14 protein-coding genes are annotated in these 15,637 nt (G+C 70.2%); 7 read left to right on the forward strand and 7 right to left on the reverse strand.

Annotation, left to right across the window (positions count from 1 at the left end):
- The first annotated feature begins 569 nt into the window (after positions 1–569).
- Entirely contained in the window at positions 570–3,728 is a 3,159-nt protein-coding gene (locus V5F59_RS08845) for an Rne/Rng family ribonuclease (RefSeq protein WP_393981701.1), read from the forward strand.
- A gap of 159 nt (positions 3,729–3,887) precedes the next feature.
- On the opposite strand, the gene V5F59_RS08850 is transcribed toward V5F59_RS08845, so the two are convergent.
- The gene (locus V5F59_RS08850; RefSeq protein ID WP_393981699.1) at positions 3,888–4,259 is read right to left on the reverse strand and encodes a winged helix-turn-helix transcriptional regulator; all 372 of its coding nucleotides are present in this window, start codon (positions 4,257–4,259) and stop codon (positions 3,888–3,890) included.
- A 100-nt stretch (positions 4,260–4,359) separates the two neighbouring features.
- On the opposite strand from V5F59_RS08850, the gene V5F59_RS08855 reads away from it, so the two are divergent.
- Positions 4,360–5,376 (forward strand): zinc-binding alcohol dehydrogenase family protein, encoded by a 1,017-nt coding sequence (locus V5F59_RS08855; protein ID WP_393981697.1) that lies wholly within the window; start codon positions 4,360–4,362, stop codon positions 5,374–5,376.
- 214 nt (positions 5,377–5,590) lie between these two features.
- On the opposite strand, the gene V5F59_RS08860 is transcribed toward V5F59_RS08855, so the two are convergent.
- The 5 genes from V5F59_RS08860 to V5F59_RS08880 are packed head-to-tail and all read right to left on the reverse strand — an operon-like array spanning position 5,591 to position 9,538.
- Positions 5,591–6,322: a (5-formylfuran-3-yl)methyl phosphate synthase gene (locus V5F59_RS08860; protein WP_393981695.1), complete on the reverse strand. Its 732-nt coding sequence runs from the start codon at positions 6,320–6,322 to the stop codon at positions 5,591–5,593.
- Positions 6,319–6,888 (reverse strand): DUF447 domain-containing protein, encoded by a 570-nt coding sequence (locus V5F59_RS08865; RefSeq protein WP_393981693.1) that lies wholly within the window; start codon positions 6,886–6,888, stop codon positions 6,319–6,321. Before V5F59_RS08865 ends, V5F59_RS08860 begins: the two co-directional genes overlap by 4 nt.
- Complete coding sequence (locus tag V5F59_RS08870; protein WP_393981691.1) at positions 6,885–8,303, reverse strand: DUF6513 domain-containing protein; 1,419 nt, start codon at positions 8,301–8,303, stop codon at positions 6,885–6,887. Before V5F59_RS08870 ends, V5F59_RS08865 begins: the two co-directional genes overlap by 4 nt.
- A 3-nt stretch (positions 8,304–8,306) precedes the next feature.
- Positions 8,307–8,888, reverse strand: coding sequence for a flavoprotein (locus V5F59_RS08875; RefSeq protein ID WP_393981689.1), 582 nt, complete (start codon positions 8,886–8,888; stop codon positions 8,307–8,309).
- Positions 8,885–9,538, reverse strand: coding sequence for an amino acid kinase family protein (locus V5F59_RS08880; protein ID WP_393981687.1), 654 nt, complete (start codon positions 9,536–9,538; stop codon positions 8,885–8,887). Before V5F59_RS08880 ends, V5F59_RS08875 begins: the two co-directional genes overlap by 4 nt.
- A 200-nt stretch (positions 9,539–9,738) precedes the next feature.
- Here V5F59_RS08880 and V5F59_RS08885 point away from each other — a divergent pair, with 200 nt between their 5' ends.
- The 5 genes from V5F59_RS08885 to V5F59_RS08905 all read left to right on the forward strand — a co-directional run bounded on the left by V5F59_RS08885 (position 9,739) and on the right by V5F59_RS08905 (position 14,800).
- Positions 9,739–10,137 (forward strand): c-type cytochrome, encoded by a 399-nt coding sequence (locus V5F59_RS08885; protein WP_393981685.1) that lies wholly within the window; start codon positions 9,739–9,741, stop codon positions 10,135–10,137.
- A 276-nt stretch (positions 10,138–10,413) separates the two neighbouring features.
- Positions 10,414–11,145, forward strand: coding sequence for a 16S rRNA (uracil(1498)-N(3))-methyltransferase (locus tag V5F59_RS08890; RefSeq protein ID WP_393981683.1), 732 nt, complete (start codon positions 10,414–10,416; stop codon positions 11,143–11,145).
- A 258-nt stretch (positions 11,146–11,403) separates the two neighbouring features.
- Complete coding sequence (locus V5F59_RS08895) at positions 11,404–12,525, forward strand: carboxylate-amine ligase (RefSeq protein WP_393981681.1); 1,122 nt, start codon at positions 11,404–11,406, stop codon at positions 12,523–12,525.
- Between the two features lie 123 nt (positions 12,526–12,648).
- Positions 12,649–13,056, forward strand: coding sequence for a thiol-disulfide oxidoreductase DCC family protein (locus V5F59_RS08900; protein WP_393981679.1), 408 nt, complete (start codon positions 12,649–12,651; stop codon positions 13,054–13,056).
- A complete protein-coding gene (locus V5F59_RS08905) occupies positions 13,049–14,800 on the forward strand; it encodes a saccharopine dehydrogenase family protein (RefSeq protein ID WP_393981677.1) in 1,752 nt (583 codons plus the stop codon). Before V5F59_RS08900 ends, V5F59_RS08905 begins: the two co-directional genes overlap by 8 nt.
- Here the strand turns inward: V5F59_RS08905 and V5F59_RS08910 are convergent.
- Complete coding sequence (locus V5F59_RS08910; RefSeq protein WP_393981675.1) at positions 14,751–15,599, reverse strand: fumarylacetoacetate hydrolase family protein; 849 nt, start codon at positions 15,597–15,599, stop codon at positions 14,751–14,753. The genes V5F59_RS08905 and V5F59_RS08910 overlap by 50 nt on opposite strands.
- Between the last annotated feature and the right edge of the window lie 38 nt (positions 15,600–15,637).

The raw sequence follows: 15,637 nt of genomic DNA on the forward strand, positions 1-15,637 counted from the left end.
CGGGCGGGTAAGAAAGAGGACGTACACAGTTCGCGTTCCGGAACAGGCTCTTCGGCCCCGGCACTGCGGCTGCCGCAGGTGTGTTTCTTCGATCCCGGGCGGGCCGCTTCGCGCGCCGAACGCCGGGGATGCGGAAGCCCGCCAGTTCACCGCGCGCCGTTCCCCCATTGAGGTGTGGAGCCCCGCGGAAAGCGCTTAAGAAGCGCGTGAAAGCGGCACGTCGCCTGGCCATCTGCGCCGAAGGTCCGCGAGGGACGATTTGGGGAATCGCCGCGGATGTGTACCGTGGCCGGAACGAGGCGCCCGCTTCGCCACCCGGTCGGAACCCTTCATCGAGGAACGGGTAGCCGAGGGCATGGATTTTTTTCCGCACGACAGGCGCGTTCCGCGCGCCCCCGTGTGCCCCGACGCCGAGGGTCGCAGCGACACGCCCCGGTGCATCCGTTTCTCCCGTTCTTCCTCACGTCATCACATCCGGCGCCAGAGCGCCGTTCCTGCGCTGCCCATGCGGAATGCGCCGGAACGGCCGTCGTGGACGATTGCCCGCGGCGCCGTGAAGAGAGAATTCCATGGCCAACAAAATGCTTATCGATGCGACCCATCCGGAGGAGACCCGGGTGGTGGTCGTGCGCGGGAACCGGGTCGAAGAGTTCGACTATGAGTCCGCGTCCCGCAAGCAGTTGCGGGGCAACATCTACCTCGCCAAGGTGACGCGCGTTGAGCCGTCCCTGCAGGCGGCCTTCATCGAGTATGGCGGCAACCGCCATGGCTTCCTGGCCTTCAGCGAGATCCATCCCGACTATTACCAGATCCCCGTCGCCGACCGCCTCGCCCTGATCGAGGAGGAGGAGCGCGCCGCCCGCCTCGCGGACGACGAGGCGGACCTCAAGGAGCGCCGCCGCGAGCGCGGCCGCGCCCGCCGCTCCAACCACGAGCAGAGCGTGAGCGAAGCCGTGGAAGAGGCCGAGGTGGTCCCGCCGTCGCAGGACGAGGGCACGGCTGCCGCCGCGTCCGAGGCCGGCGAGGACCTCTCTTCCTCTCCCGTCGAGGCGATCGCGGCTGACGAGGGCCGGGAAGAGGCCATCTCTGCCGAGCCCGGTTCCGAGCCTGCCTCCGCGCCCGCGGACGCGCAGCCGGAGGCCACCCCCGTGGAGGTGGAGCCGGCGCGGGCCGAGCCGGCCCCGTCCTTCTCCGAGATGCTTGCCCCCGCGCAGGAGGCCGAGGCCGCCGAGGCGCTGGTGGAGAAGGTGGTGGAGGCCGAGATGGGCGGCGCGCTGCCCGCCCCGGCCGTTCAGCACGTGGCTGCCGGCGAGGCCGAGCGCCGCGAGGAGGCCCCCCACGGCGAGGAGCAGCCCGCCCCGATCCTGCCCGAGGATGAGGATGAGGAGGCTCCCGCCGAAGCCCGCCCCGCCGCCCGTGACGACGGGGACGAGGAGGAAGACGAGGACGACGGCGACGTCGACCAGATCGACGAGGAAGAGGAGATCGAGAATCTCGGCGCCGACGAGGACGCCCTGGAGGAGGTGCCCGAGCGCGCGCCCCAGCGCCGCGCCCGTTCCTACAAGATCCAGGAGGTCATCCGCCGCCGCCAGGTGATGCTGGTGCAGGTGGTCAAGGAGGAGCGCGGCAACAAGGGCGCGGCCCTCACCACCTATCTCTCCCTCGCCGGCCGTTATTCCGTGCTGATGCCGAACACCGCCCGTGGCGGCGGCATCTCCCGCAAGATCACCAACGCGGTGGACCGCAAGCGCCTGAAGGAAGTTGTGCAGGACCTGGAGGTGCCGGAGGGGATGGGCATCATCCTGCGCACCGCCGGCGCCAACCGCACCAAGGTCGAGATCAAGCGCGACTTCGAATATCTCCTGCGCCTGTGGGAGACCGTGCGCGAACTGACGCTCGGCTCCGCCGCGCCGAGCCTCGTCTATGAGGAGGGCTCGCTTATCAAGCGGGCGATCCGCGATCTCTACAGCAAGGAGATCGACGAGATTCACGTGGCCGGCGAGGAGGGCTACCGCGAGGCCAAGGACTTCATGCGCATGCTCATGCCGAGCCATGCCAAGTCCGTGCTGCCCTACCGCGAGGTCCAGCCCATCTTCGCGCGCTACGGCGTGGAGCAGCAGCTCGACGCCATGTTCTCGCCCGTGGTGCAGCTGAAGAGCGGCGGCTACATCGTCATCAACCCCACCGAGGCCCTCGTCTCCATCGACGTGAACTCCGGGCGCGCCACCCGCGAGCATCATATCGAGGACACCGCGCTCAAGACGAATCTCGAAGCCTCCGAGGAGATCGCGCGCCAGCTGCGCCTGCGCGACCTCGCCGGCCTCATCGTCATCGACTTCATCGACATGGAGGAGAAGCGCAACAACCGGGCGGTGGAGCGCAAGCTCAAGGATTGCCTGAAGAACGACCGGGCGCGCATCCAGATCGGCCGCATCTCCCATTTCGGCCTCCTGGAGATGTCGCGCCAGCGCATCCGCACCGGCGTGCTGGAAAGCTCCATCGAGGTGTGCCCGCATTGCGGTGGCACGGGGCACGTGCGCTCGGCGGCGTCCGTGTCGCTCCAGCTGCTGCGCGCGCTGGAGGAGCAGCTGCTGCGCTCGCAGACGCACAACCTCATCGCCCGCACCCGCACCGAGGTGGCGCTCTATGTGCTGAACCAGAAGCGCGCCCACCTGCACGAGTTGGAGGATCGCTTCAACGTCACCCTCGCCATCTCCGCGGACGAGAGCGTGACCGGGCACCAGCCGTTCATCATCGAAAAGGGCGACATCGCCGCCCCGCCGCCGGCCGCGCCGAAGCCGTCCAGCGTCGTCCATCCGGACTCCATCCTCCCCGAGGAGGATTATCTCGAGGAGGAGGACGAGGAGGTCGTCGAGGACGCCGAAGCCGAGGCTGAGGCCGAGGCGGGCGAGGGTTCCGGCGAGCGCGCCGACGAAGGCGGCCGCCGCCGTCGCCGCCGTCGCCGCCGGCGGCGTGGCGACCGGGAGGAGGGCCGCGAGGCCTCCGCCGAGGGCGACGAGGATGAAACGTCCGCCGAGGGCGCCGATGCCGAGGACGGCGAAGGCGACGACGAGGACCGCTCCGAGGACGAGCGCGCCGATGGCGAGCGCGGCGACGAGGACAGCAACGAGCGCCGCCGCCGCCGCCGTGGCCGTCGCGGTGGCCGCCGCAACCGCCGCGAGCGGGAGGAGGGTGGCGAGGCCACGGCCTCCGGCGATGGCGAAGAGGGTGACGAGGAGGGCGAGGCGGATGCCGTCGCCGCGGCGCCTGCCGAAGGACCGTCGACCGAAGCTGCACCGACCGAGCCCCTCGCCGGCGTGGCGACCGAGCCGGTCGCGGCCGCTCCCGCGGAGGCGCCCGTGCCGCCCGTGAGCGTGCCGGAGGTTTCCGCGGCCCCTGCTCCGGAAACGAAGCCCGCCGAGGTCGAGAGCACCGAGGCCAAGCCGCCCCGCCGCCGCTCCACGGTGCGCGAGAAGGCGCCGGTGGTCCTGTCGTCCGACAGCGCCCCCGTGCGGACCCCGGCGGAGGAAGCCCCGGCCGTGTCGGCGGTGGAAACGCCGGTGGCGGAAGCCCCCGTGGCCGAGACCCCCGCGGAAGCCCCTGCCGCCGAGGTGGCCCCGGCCCCCGAGGCCCCGGCGGACGCCCCTGCGGCTGCGGTGGAGACCCCCGCGGAGCCCCCGGCCAAGCCCCGCTCCGGCTGGTGGCAGCGCAAGCTCTTCGGCGGCTGAGCCGGGTCCGGCCGGACAATCGAAAACGCCTCCCGGAGAGATCCGGGAGGCGTTTTTCATTTCAGGGCCGGGATGGGCGGCCTCAGGCGCCTCCGGTCCACCCGCTGCGTGCTTCAGGGCCGGGGCTGAACACCTGGGCCCACCGGACCAGACACGCCGTCAGGCGGCTTCGTCCGAGGCGGCCGTCTTGTCCCCGGGCAGCTGGACATTGGCCTGCCCCCACGCCCGCAGGGCATGGATGACCGGCGCCAGGCTGCGCCCGCGCTCGGTGAGGCTGTATTCCACCTTCGGCGGCACCACCGGATAGACGGTGCGGATGATGAAGCCGTCCGCCTCCAGCTCGCGCAGCTGGTTGGTGAGCATGCGCTGGGTCAGGTTGGGCAGGCGCCGCCGCATCTCGTTGAAGCGCATGGTGCCTTCCAGCAGATGCCACAGCAGCACGCCCTTCCACTTGCCGCCGATGAGGGCGAGGGTCGCCTCCACCGGGCAGCCGGGGCTGCAATCGTGCATGTTGTGTCGGGTGCGCGGCATCTCACGGTATCCTTTTCGACACTATATGCAGAAAATGTGCGTTCTTGCGAGAACGCCTCTTTGGCGCCACTTCCTTCCCGACACCAACCGGGAGACCGCCATGCGCGCCGTCGGCTATCGTTCCTCGCTTCCCATCACCGAAGCCCAGTCCCTTGTGGACATCGACCTGTCCCGCCCGGTGCCCGCCGGCCGCGACCTGCTGGTGGAGGTCCGCGCCGTCTCGGTCAATCCGGTGGACACCAAGGTGCGGCGCAACGTGGCCCCGGAGGGCGGGGCCTGGAAGGTGCTCGGCTGGGATGCCGCCGGCGTGGTGGTGGAGACGGGGCCCGAGGCCAGCCTGTTCAAGCCGGGGGATGCGGTGTTCTACGCCGGCGCCATCGATCGGCCGGGCACCGATGCCGAGTTCCATCTGGTGGACGAGCGCATCGTCGGCGCCAAGCCCGTGACCCTCGGCTGGGCGGAGGCCGCCGCGCTGCCGCTCACCGCCATTACCGCCTGGGAGACGCTGTTCGACCGGCTCGAGGTGAAGGGCCGTGGCGTGCCCGGTGCCGCGCCGGCGCTGCTCATCGTCGGCGGGGCGGGGGGCGTGGGTTCCATCGCCATCCAGCTTGCGCGCACGCTCACGGACCTCACCGTCATCGCCACCGCGTCCCGGCCGGAGACGCAAGCCTGGGCGAAGGCGCTGGGCGCCCATCATGTGGTGGACCATTCCCGTCCGCTGGCGGGGGAGATCGCGGCCCTCGGCATCGGCGCGCCGGCCTTCGTCTTCTCCACCACCAACACGCAGGATCATCTGGCCCAGATCGCGGAGCTGATCGCCCCCCAGGGTCGCTTCGCGCTCATCGATGATCCCAAGAGCCTCGACATCATGCCCCTCAAGCGCAAGAGCGTCTCGATCCACTGGGAGGCCATGTTCACCCGCTCCCTGTTCGGCACGGCGGACATGGCGCAGCAGGGCGTGCTGCTGAACGAGGTGTCCCGCCTCGTCGATGCGGGCGCGCTGCGCACCACCCTGGCCGAGCGGTTCGGCGCCATCACGGCCGAGAACCTGCGCCGCGCCCATGCGCTGATCGAGAGCGGGCGTTCCAGGGGCAAGATCGTGCTGGAAGGCTTCTGAGGGCCCGCCGGGGCAGAAGCCGGGCCCCGTTGCCTCAGGATCGACGCTCCGGGCGAGTCCTTGCTTCTCCGGAGGAATGTGGTCCGACGCCGGGCCTTGCGGCGGGGGAGGGGGAATGCCCCGGACGCGCCGGGGCATGTCGCACGATCATGCCGCAACCCACACGCCCCGGGTCAACGCTTCGGCGGTGCCGTCGCTCCGCGGGGGCGCGTCGTCAGGCGGCGGCGCGGTGGCTGAGGGCGGCCCGCACGCCGGTGAGGCGGGCGGGGTCCAGGGCGCTCGTGCGGCCGGTGGCGCACAGGGCGCCGCGAAAGCCGAGATAGTCGGGCCCGAGGGGCGCGAGCGCCGGGATGTCCGCGAGCTTCAGCGAGCCGGCCAGCCCCGTGAGCAGCCGCTGCGCCCGCGCCGCGGCGACGAAGCGGGCGAGCGCCTCCACGGGAAGATGGGCGAGGAGGCCACCGGCCGCCTTGTCCGCCGTATCCAGCATCACCCCATGGAAGCCCGCGCCGGCGAACAGCGGCACGGTGGCAAGGTCCGGCGCCTGGTCCGCGAACAGCACGGCGACGAGCCGCGTCTCGCGGGCCAGCGGGGCGAGGGCGTCCAGCACGGGCGTGAGGCGGGCGGCCGCGCGCGACGCCGGCAAGGGAAAGCCGATCTTCACCAGCGGCACGCCGGCCGCAGCGGTGCGCACGGCGGCGGCGTGCAGCACCGCGGCGTCGAGGGCATGGTCGCCCACCGTGGCGCTGAGGTCGGCGCCGCGCGGATCGGCGCGCCAGCGGGCGACGGCGGCGCGCAGCGCGGTCTCGTCCCAGGCGCCCAGCGCGCCCTCAGCGGGGTTCTTCAGGTCCACGATGTCGACGCCGGCGGCAAGCGCCGTCTCCATCTCGTCGAGGTCCGCCACGGAGGCAAGGAGCCCGGGCCGTCCGGGCGGCAGGGAATGGCTCATGACACCGCCCGCGCCCGATGGTCGGCGATGGTCTCGCACAGCCAGTCCCAGGCCTCCCGCTCGGCGGGGCCGGCGGTCTTCTCGATGGCGATGGAGAGATAGTTCATCTCCCGGTCCACCCGGTCCGAATCCATCATGTGCAGTCGCGAGACGAGAATGGCGCCCTCCAGGACCGCGGCCACAGCCCGGTTGAGGCCGAGGAAGGGCGCGTGCGTCTCGCGGTGCACGGTGCGGCAGAAGAAGCGGGGGCGCGTGGGGTCGTCCTCCATGCGCACCACTTCCACCTCGTCATGGGCCAGCGCGGCGGCGAGGCGCACGGTGCCGGCGAGCTTGGTTCCGGGAACCGTGGGCCAGGAGCGGTGGCGGCCGGTGATGCAGCCGGCGAAGATGCGCGCATCGTCGGAGAAGTTCACCACGCAGGCCCGGCGCGCGGCCAGATTGTCCAGCGTGCGGGAAGGGCGGAAGGGCTGGAGCAGATAGCCGCCCTCCACCAGCGTCGCGCCCATGGGGGCGACATGGGCCTCCCCGGCGGCCGATTGGGTGGTGACGATGGTCTCCCGGATCACGTGCTTTCGCCCTTCTTCTTCGCGGAGAGGGTCGAGCCCGCTTCCTTGAAAGTCAATCGGTGGGCCTCCGCGGCGCTGTCGCCGGTCTCGCCCGCCACGCCCCACTTCAGGGGCTCGTCCTGGGCATAGCGCTTGCCCAGGTGGAAGGCGATCTCCGCCCGCGCCGTCTCCACCCCCAGATAGAAGGCATGGGCCCCGTCGTCCTCCACCTTGAGGTGGGGGAACAGGCCGAACGGCTCGCGCGCCACATGGTGGCCGTCGCGGTTGTAGGCGTGGATGCCCTGTTCCGTCACCTCGATGCGGAAGTTGCGGTCGGCGACGGTGGCGGCGAGGCGCTCCACCTCGGCCGGCGTGGTGGTGAAGGGGTTCCGGTCGCGCAGCGCCATCAGCCCGCCACCGAAGCCCTGGGGCAGGGCGCCGGCCTCCCGCGCCGCGAAATACTCCCGCCGCGCCCGGTCGAACTCGCGCACCGCGGTACGGCAATGGGGGCTCACCTGCACCGCCAGCACCGCGTTCAGCCGCAGCTCCGAGATGATGCCCATGAGCAAGGCGTTCATGCCGGTGGTGTCGGCATCCGTCAGCTCGGTGACATTGCCGATGCCCATGAGGATGGGGATGTCCGGCTTCAGCCGCCGGAGCTCCGCATAGCGCACCAGCGAGGCGGTGAAGCCGAGGTGGATGGGGTCGAGGATGGGGTCGGCGAGGAAGGGCTGCCCCCTGGCCTCGCATTGCGCGATGGCACGCAGGAGAGAGGGCAGGTCGCCCGCCAGCGCCGGGACCAGAATGGGGGTTGCTGAACCCTCCCCGGCGATATCCAGGTTGGTTTCGTTGAGGCTGAGGAGATAGTCCGCGCCGGCCCTGGTGGCGCGCCGCAGCTCATCCGAATCGAAGCTGTCGACGCTCACCCTGAAGCCCTCGGACTTCAGGGCGGCGATGGCCTCCTCGAGGTGCGGGAAGGGATTGTCCGGCAGCGCGCCGAGATCGATCACGTCCGCCCCTTCTCCCTTGAGGAAGCGGGCGCGTGCGAGGAGCTGGTCGATGGAGAGGCGGGTGGCGTCCACGATCTCGGCGAACAGCATCACGTCCTGCCGGTCGAGGGCGACGTTGCGGCCCTTGCCCCTGCCGAAATAGCTCGGGATGTCAGCCGCTTCCTCGGGGCCGCGGGCGAACGGCAGGCCAAAGCGGGCGGCGAGGCGCTGAAGGTCGCCGCGGAAGCGGCCGGGCATCAGCACCTTGTCCGTGCCCTCCGGCAGCTTGAGGCGCCGCTCCACGATGTCCGCGGTCATGAGGGCCGCGACCTTCACGCCGACGTTGACCACAACCGGGTCGAGGCTCGCGTCGGCGATCTCCTCGGCGATCCGGCGGATGCGCGGCTCGGCCAGCGACCCGGTGACGAGGGCGACACGCTCGGCCATGGATCAACCCGCTGACTGGGCGGCGAGGAGGGCGAGATCGGTCCGGCGGCGGGCGATGGCGAGGCGCAGCTCCTCCAGCGTCTCGGCCACCACCGTATCCTCGAACGTCTTGAGCTGACGCGTGTTTTCAAGGTCGATGCGGCGTGGGTAGACGGGCACCGGTCCTTCCGGGGCCATGGTGATCATCTCCGGCTGGCTGTCGCAGGCGAACACGATGCAATGCACCCGGCACTTGCCGGCCTGGGCGAAGCAGTTGGTGACCAGCGTGTCGGAGATGCCATGCACCGCCTTGGCCACCGTGTTGGAGGAGGCGGGGGAGACGACGAGGGTATGGTACTCGCCGTGGTAGAAGCGGCCGATGGAGGCGGACGAGGCGGAATTGTCGCGGAACACCTGCGTCTGGGCGGGGAGGGGCTGCTTGTCCTGCTTGTACATGCGCAGCACTTCGTCCGCCGCGTCGGAGACGAACAGGTCCACGTCCTGAAGCTCGCGGATGATCTCGATGCTCTCCGTGAAATAGTGGCCGGACCCGGTGAGGGCCCAGGCCCAGCGCGGGGCTTTCGGGCGGTTGGACTGGGCGGTCATGGCGAGGGCGCGCCTTCCTTGTCGTCTTCGTTGCGTTGGGCGCGACCCGCCGCCTCCGTGAGGCTGAGGGCGTCGTCGAGCCGGTCCGCGGCATCTGCGGGGACGAGGAGAATATCGCCGGAAAACCGCTGTGCCATGGTCGCAAAAGCCGCATCCACCAGAGCCCGGGCGGTCCAGGCCGCGAGGTCGGCCGCGCGGTTGCCGGAAGGGGCGGGAAGGGCGATGCCCGGCGCCTTCACCAGGACCAGCCGGCGCGCGCCCATCTCGGCGGCAAGCCAGAGAGCGAGGCTGTCGGAGGTGACGTCCCAGCTCTCGGTGATGGCGGGATGGTCGAGGGTGAGGGCGGCGGGAAACCAGAGCGCGGTGCCGATGCCGGACGCGGCCGCCAATTCCGGGAGGGTCCGGGCCGGTCGCAGGCGAGGCTCGATGTCGCGCATGGCGTGGGCCATCTGCTCCATGGCGAGGAGCGCCATGCGGTGGGCGGCGCCGTCGGAGAGGCTCCACTGCGGCTGAACGGCGCGGACCGCATCGGCCAGCGCGCCGCCGCCGGGCACCACCACGAGGCCCCGGCGCCGGGCCAGATGCGCCAGCAGGGCCCGGGGCGCGGCGCCACGGGTGAGGCTGCCGCCGATCTTCACGATGAGGGTCACGAGCGCGAGAGGCCTCCGGCCTTGGTCTGAAGGTCGCATCGGGGGTTGGTTGAAGTCATGCTAAGGAACCGCCGCGCTGCCTCCAATGGAGGAATTTTGTGCGCCGCAGCAAGGAGTTGCCAGACGTTAGGGTACTTTTCACATATTCAAATATGTGAATAATATTCTCATAACGTCACCTTTCGAGAGAGGAATGCTTCATGCGTCTCATTCTGGCTTCCGTCCTGGTCCTGGCCGCCACCGGTTCCGCCCTCGCCGATGGCGACGTCGCCAAGGGCGAGACCCAGTTCAAGAAGTGCATGGCGTGCCATGCCATCGGCCCCGATGCCAAGGTGAAGGTGGGCCCGCCGCTGAACGGCATCGTCGGCGCCAAATGGGCGCATTTCGAGGGCTATGCCTACTCGCAGGACATCAAGGACGGCGCCGCTGCCGGCAAGGTGTGGGACCTGGCCACCCTCGACGACTATATCGAGAACCCCAAGCACCTCGTCCCGAAGGGCAAGATGGCCTTCGCCGGCATCAAGAACGCCGACGACCGCAAGGACCTCATCGCCTACCTCGCCACCTTCGATGCCGACGGCAAGCCCGCCGCCAAGTGATGGCCGGCTGAGGCGTGGAGTGACGAGGCAGGCGCTCTGCCGTCCGGTGTGGCGGCGGGCGACTGCAACACGTGGTAGGCCTTTTCCCCCATTTGGGGGATGTGGCGAGAATGTGGCCCTGCCAGAAGAAATAGGTCGCCGGTCAGGGCGATTTCTCTGGGGGGCGGCAGGCGGTGGTCGAAAGGCCATCGCCTGTTTTCTTTATGGCTTCCCGTGGCTTCCGGCTTGCCAGAGCCGCCGCGCCGTGGTGACCCTCGCCACGAACGAGGACCTGTCATGCCCGATCATGATTTCCGCGCCCAGCGCCTCCATGTCCCGGACGATCTGAGCGAGGGCGCGAGCCTGGCGCTCGGCCCGGAGCAGGCGCACTACGTGGCCAACGTCATTCGCCTGCCGGTGGGCGGCGACATCCTGCTCTTCAACGGCCGCGACGGCGAATGGCGGGCGACCCGCACGGCCGGCGGCAAGCGCGACGTGCGCCTGGAGGCGGTGCGGCAGGTGCGCCCCCAGCCGCCGGCCGCGACCCTCGAATATGCGTTCGCGCCGCTGAAGCACGCGCGGCTCGACTACATGGTGCAGAAGGCCGTGGAGATGGGGGCGGGCATCCTCAGCCCCGTCATCACCCGCTACACGCAGGTGTCGCGGGTCAATACGGAGCGCATGGCGGCCAATGCGGTGGAGGCCGCCGAGCAGTGCGGCATCCTCGCCCTGCCCGAGGTTCGGGAGCCGCAGCCGCTGGCGGCCTGGGTCGCGGCCCTGCCGCCGGGGCGCACCCTTGTGTTCTGCGACGAGGCGGCGGCCGAGGCGGATCCCATCGAGACCCTGCGCGCCGTGCCTTCCGGGCCGGTCAGCGTGCTCATCGGCCCGGAAGGCGGGTTCAGCCCGGAGGAGCGCGCGCTGCTGCAGAAGCGGGCGGTGACGCTCTGCCTCGGCCCGCGCATCCTGCGCGCCGACACGGCCGCGGTGGCGGCCCTCGCCCTCGTGCAGGCGGCGCGCGCGGACCTTTGAGGCCGGGGCGGATGCCCGGAACGCCCGGGGGCGTCTTTTGTTCCCCGGCGTCCTGAGAAATTGCTTTTTTACTTGGATTGTTTCCAGATTTTCGCGCCGCAACACCGCAATGCGGTAACGTATTGAGGAATAACGGCGAGCCGATTCGTGTCCCGCCGCGCCGCAATTTGGTCCTATTTCGCTCCAGTCTGCCCGGAACTTGTCCGTGAGCTGCGCGTTGCTCGCTCGCATTTTTCGAGTATTGGTCGGGAGGCCTCCGTGACCGGCAATTACAGCTTTGGAATTGAGGAAGAATTCTTTGTCGTGGACGCCGCCACCCATGCGGTGCAGCGACGGATGCCGGCGGGCTTCTTCGACGATCTGAAGGCGCAGCTCGGCGATTCCGTGTCGGTGGAGATGCCCCAGGCGCAGCTGGAGATCGCCACCCGTCCGGCGACCGGCAGCGGCGGGGCCCTCGACGAGTTGCGCGACCTGCGCCGCGCCGTGGCGAACGTGGCGGCGCAGCATGGCCTGGGCGTCATCGCGGCCGGCACGCACCCCACCGCCACCTGGGACAACGTGCGCGCCACCAGGGCCAATCGCTACGACGGCGTGATGAACGACCTGAGGATGCCGGGCGAGCGGAACATGGTGTGCGGGCTGCACGTGCATGTGGAGCTGCCGGACCCGGACGAGCGGGTGAACGTGATGCGGCGCATGGTGCCCTACATCCCGCACTTCATCGCCCTGTCCACCTCCTCGCCCTTCTGGGGCGCGAAGCAGACCGGCCTGATGGGGTACCGCCTCGCCGCCTATGACGAACTGCCTCGCACCGGCCTGCCGGAGATGTTCGAATCCAGCGCCGCCTATGAGCGCTATGTGGATGCGCTGGTCTCTGCCCGCGCCATCACGGATTCGAGCTATGTGTGGTGGACCATCCGCCCTTCCCGCAAGCTGCCGACGCTGGAGCTGCGCGCCCCGGACAGCTGTACCCGCATCGCCGACTCGGTCGCCATCGCTGCCCTGTTCCGGGCGCTGGCGCGGTTCCTGGTGCGCAATCCCCACCATAACCGCGACGTGGGGGCGGTGGACCGGGCCATCGCCGACGAGAACAAGTGGCGTGCCCAGCGCTATGGCGTCCACGGCTCCTTCGTCGACCTCGCCGAGCGCCGGGCCCTGTCCGTGCGCGACGCGGTGGACGGGCTCGTCCACCTGGTCGGGCAGGATGCGGAGGCGCTGGGTTGCGTCGATGCTCTCCTGCACGTGCGGGCCATCGCCGAAGGCGGCACCAGCGCGGATGTCCAGCTTGCGGTGTTCCAGGAAGCGCTGCACCGCACCGGCAAGCGCAACGAGGCGCTCGACGCCGTGAAGGCCTGGCTGGTCCACACCACGCTGCAGTGAGGGGGGCAGGCATCTGCCTGTCGGCATCACCCCTTCGCAGGCAAGGATCGTCGCTCCGGATCGCGGTGCAATCTGCGACGACGTGTTCTATGCTGCGCATGCTTGACCAAAGGGCAGCTGTCCATGCGCGCCATTCCGCCCGATCGCGACCTCATCGTGTTCGATGGGACCTGTGTCTTCTGCTCGGGCTTCGCGCGCTTCATGGGGCGGCATGACACGGCCGGCCGGTTCGGTTTCGTCACGGCGCAGTCCGATCCCGGCCGGGCGCTCTACGAGCGGTTCGGGCTTGATCCCGATCTCATGGAGACGAACATCGTCATCGTCGATGGCGTGGCGCATACGAAGATGCGGGCGTTCGCGGCGGCCATGAAGGCGCTCGGCTGGCCTTGGGCTGTGCTCGCTCCCCTCGGCTGGCTGCCCGGCGCCCTGTCCGATCCGCTCTACGATCTCATCGCGCGCAATCGCTACCGGTTCGGCCGCCAGGCCTGCCCGGCGCCATCCCCGGAGCTGCGGGCGCGCATCATTGATTGATACGGTGCTGGTGGTCGGCGGCTATGGCGTGTTCGGCGCGCGCATCAGCATGCATCTCGCCCGGGAACCGCAGGTGGATGTGGTCGTCGCCGGCCGGGACATGGACTCTGCCCGGGCCTTTTGCGCGCAGCACGGCGGGCGGCCGTTCCGGCTCGACCGGGACGATCCGGATCTGGCCGGTATCGTCCGCGACCTCCGACCGTTCCTCGTCATCGACGCCGCCGGGCCGTTCCAGGCCTATGGCCCGGAGCCGTATCGTCTCGCTGCTGCGGCTGTGCGCGCCGGCGCGCATTATCTGGACCTGCCCGACGATCCGCATTTCACCGCCGGCATTGCCGTGCTCGATCCGCAAGCCCGGGAGGCGGGACGGGTGGTGTTCTCCGGTGCGTCCAGCGTGCCGGCCCTCTCTTCCGCGGCGACGGATGAACTGGCCGAGGGCATGGGCGACATCCACCTGATCGAGAGCGTCATCCTGCCCGGCAATCGCGCGCCGCGCGGCCTGTCGGTGATCCGCGCCATCGTCGGGCAGGCCGGGCGCCCGCTCGTCCTCTGGCGGGGCGGATGCGGCGTGAGCGTGCCCGGATGGAGCGGGCTGCGGCGCATCGCGCTGGGCAGCGTCGGCGGGCGTGACGTGGGTCCACGCTGGGCGAGTTTCAATGCGGCGCCGGACCTGGCGCTGTTTCCCCGCCGCTTCCGCGCCCGGTCCGTGCTGTTCCGGGCGGGCCTCGAACTGAAGTTGATGCACGGAGGGCTGCTGCTTCTGTCCCTGCCGGTGCGCTGGGGGCTGATGCGGAGCCTGGCACCGCTGGCGCGCCCTCTGAAGTGGATCGCGGAACGGCTGGAGCCCTTCGGCTCCGACACGGGCGGCATGCGGGTCCGGGTCGCGGGCGTTACCGGGCGGGGCGAGGTGGAGGTGCGCGACTGGGTTCTCATCGCCGGGGCGGGGGATGGTCCGCACATTCCGGCCGTTCCCGCCCGCGTCCTGTTCCGGATGTTGCGCGAGGGGGCGCTTGCCCCCGGCGCGCGGGCCTGCCTCGCGGCTTTCCCGTTGGCGCGGGCCGAGGCGATAATGGCCGGGCTCGACATCGCGACCCGCAGGGCGGTCGCGCCCCAGCGCCTGCTGTTCGCCCATGCGCTGGGGCCGGACTTCGCCCGGCTTCCGCATCCAGTGAAGGATCTCCACACGGTGGTGGACCTGCGGCGCTGGCGCGGGATGGCCGAGGTTTCCAACGGCCCCGGACGCCTCGCCCGCCTGGTGCGGATGCTGATGCGCTTTCCGAAGGCCGGCCGGGCGGTGCCCGTGGAGGTCACGATGGAGCGGCTGGGGGAGGGCGAGGTCTGGACGCGTTCCTTTGCCGGACGGCGCTTCCGCTCGCACCTAAGCTGCCGGCCGGAGGGGGCGGGCGGCGTCCGCGAGCGCTTCGGGCCGTTCAGCTTCGATATCGGCTTGTCCGTGCGCGACGGGCGGCTCCTGTACCCCGTCGCGGCAGGGCGCCTGTTCGGTCTTCCCTTGCCGCGGGCTTTGCTGCCGGTGAGCACGAGCTTTGAAGAGGCGGACGACGCGGGCCGCGCCACCTTTGACGTGGCCATCGCGCTGCCGCTCGCCGGGGCCATCGTGCGCTACCGCGGCTGGCTGCGTCCCGACGATGGGATGGACGAGGCGGCGGGAGCCGGAGCGCCCGCCGCCTCAGGTCTCACAGCTGGAACGGCACCACCGTCTGCTGCTGCTCGCCAAGGCCGGTGATGCCGAGGCGCATCACGTCGCCGGCCTTCAGGAAGCGCGGGGGCTTGAAGCCGAGGCCGACACCCGGGGGGGTGCCGGTGGTGATGACGTCGCCGGGCTCCAGCACCATGAACTGGCTGATGTAATGCACCAGGAACGGCACCCGGAAGATCATGGTCCTGGTGGAGCCGTTCTGCACTTTCTCGCCGTTCACCTCGAGCCACATGGCGAGGTCGGCGGTGTCGGTCACCTCGTCGGTGGTGACGAGCCAGGGACCGAGGGGGCCGAAGGTCTCGCAGCCCTTGCCCTTCATCCACTGGCCGGACCGTTCGATCTGGAAGTGGCGCTCGGACACGTCGTTGCACACGCAGTAGCCGGCCACGTGGTCGAGGGCGTCCTTCTCCTCGACGTAGCGGGCGCGCTTGCCGATGACGAAGGCCAGCTCCACCTCCCAGTCGAGCTTCAGCGAGCCCTTGGGAATCATGACGTTGTCATTCGGCCCGACGATGCAGTTGGGCGCCTTGTTGAAAAGCACCGGCTCCTCGGGGATGGGGTTGTTGGTCTCGGCGGCATGGTCCGCGAAATTGAGGCCGACCGCGACGAAATTGCCCGGCCGCGCCACGCACGAGCCGAGTCGCGCGCCGGCCGGCGCTGCGGGCAGGCTCGACGGGTCCACGGCGGCGATGGTCTTCAGGCTCTCGGGGGAGAGCGCGTCCCCGGCGAGGTCGGAGATGAGGGAGGACAGGTCGCGCACCGTGCCGGTTGAATCGATTAGACCCGGCTTCTCCCGCCCTTTTTCCCCGAAGCGAACCAGCTTCATCGGTCGAACTCCCTGATGGTATCATTGGATGGTGTCGG

It is taken from the genome of Xanthobacter nonsaccharivorans, from assembly GCF_043194755.2.
GTDB lineage: Bacteria > Pseudomonadota > Alphaproteobacteria > Rhizobiales > Xanthobacteraceae > Xanthobacter > Xanthobacter autotrophicus_G.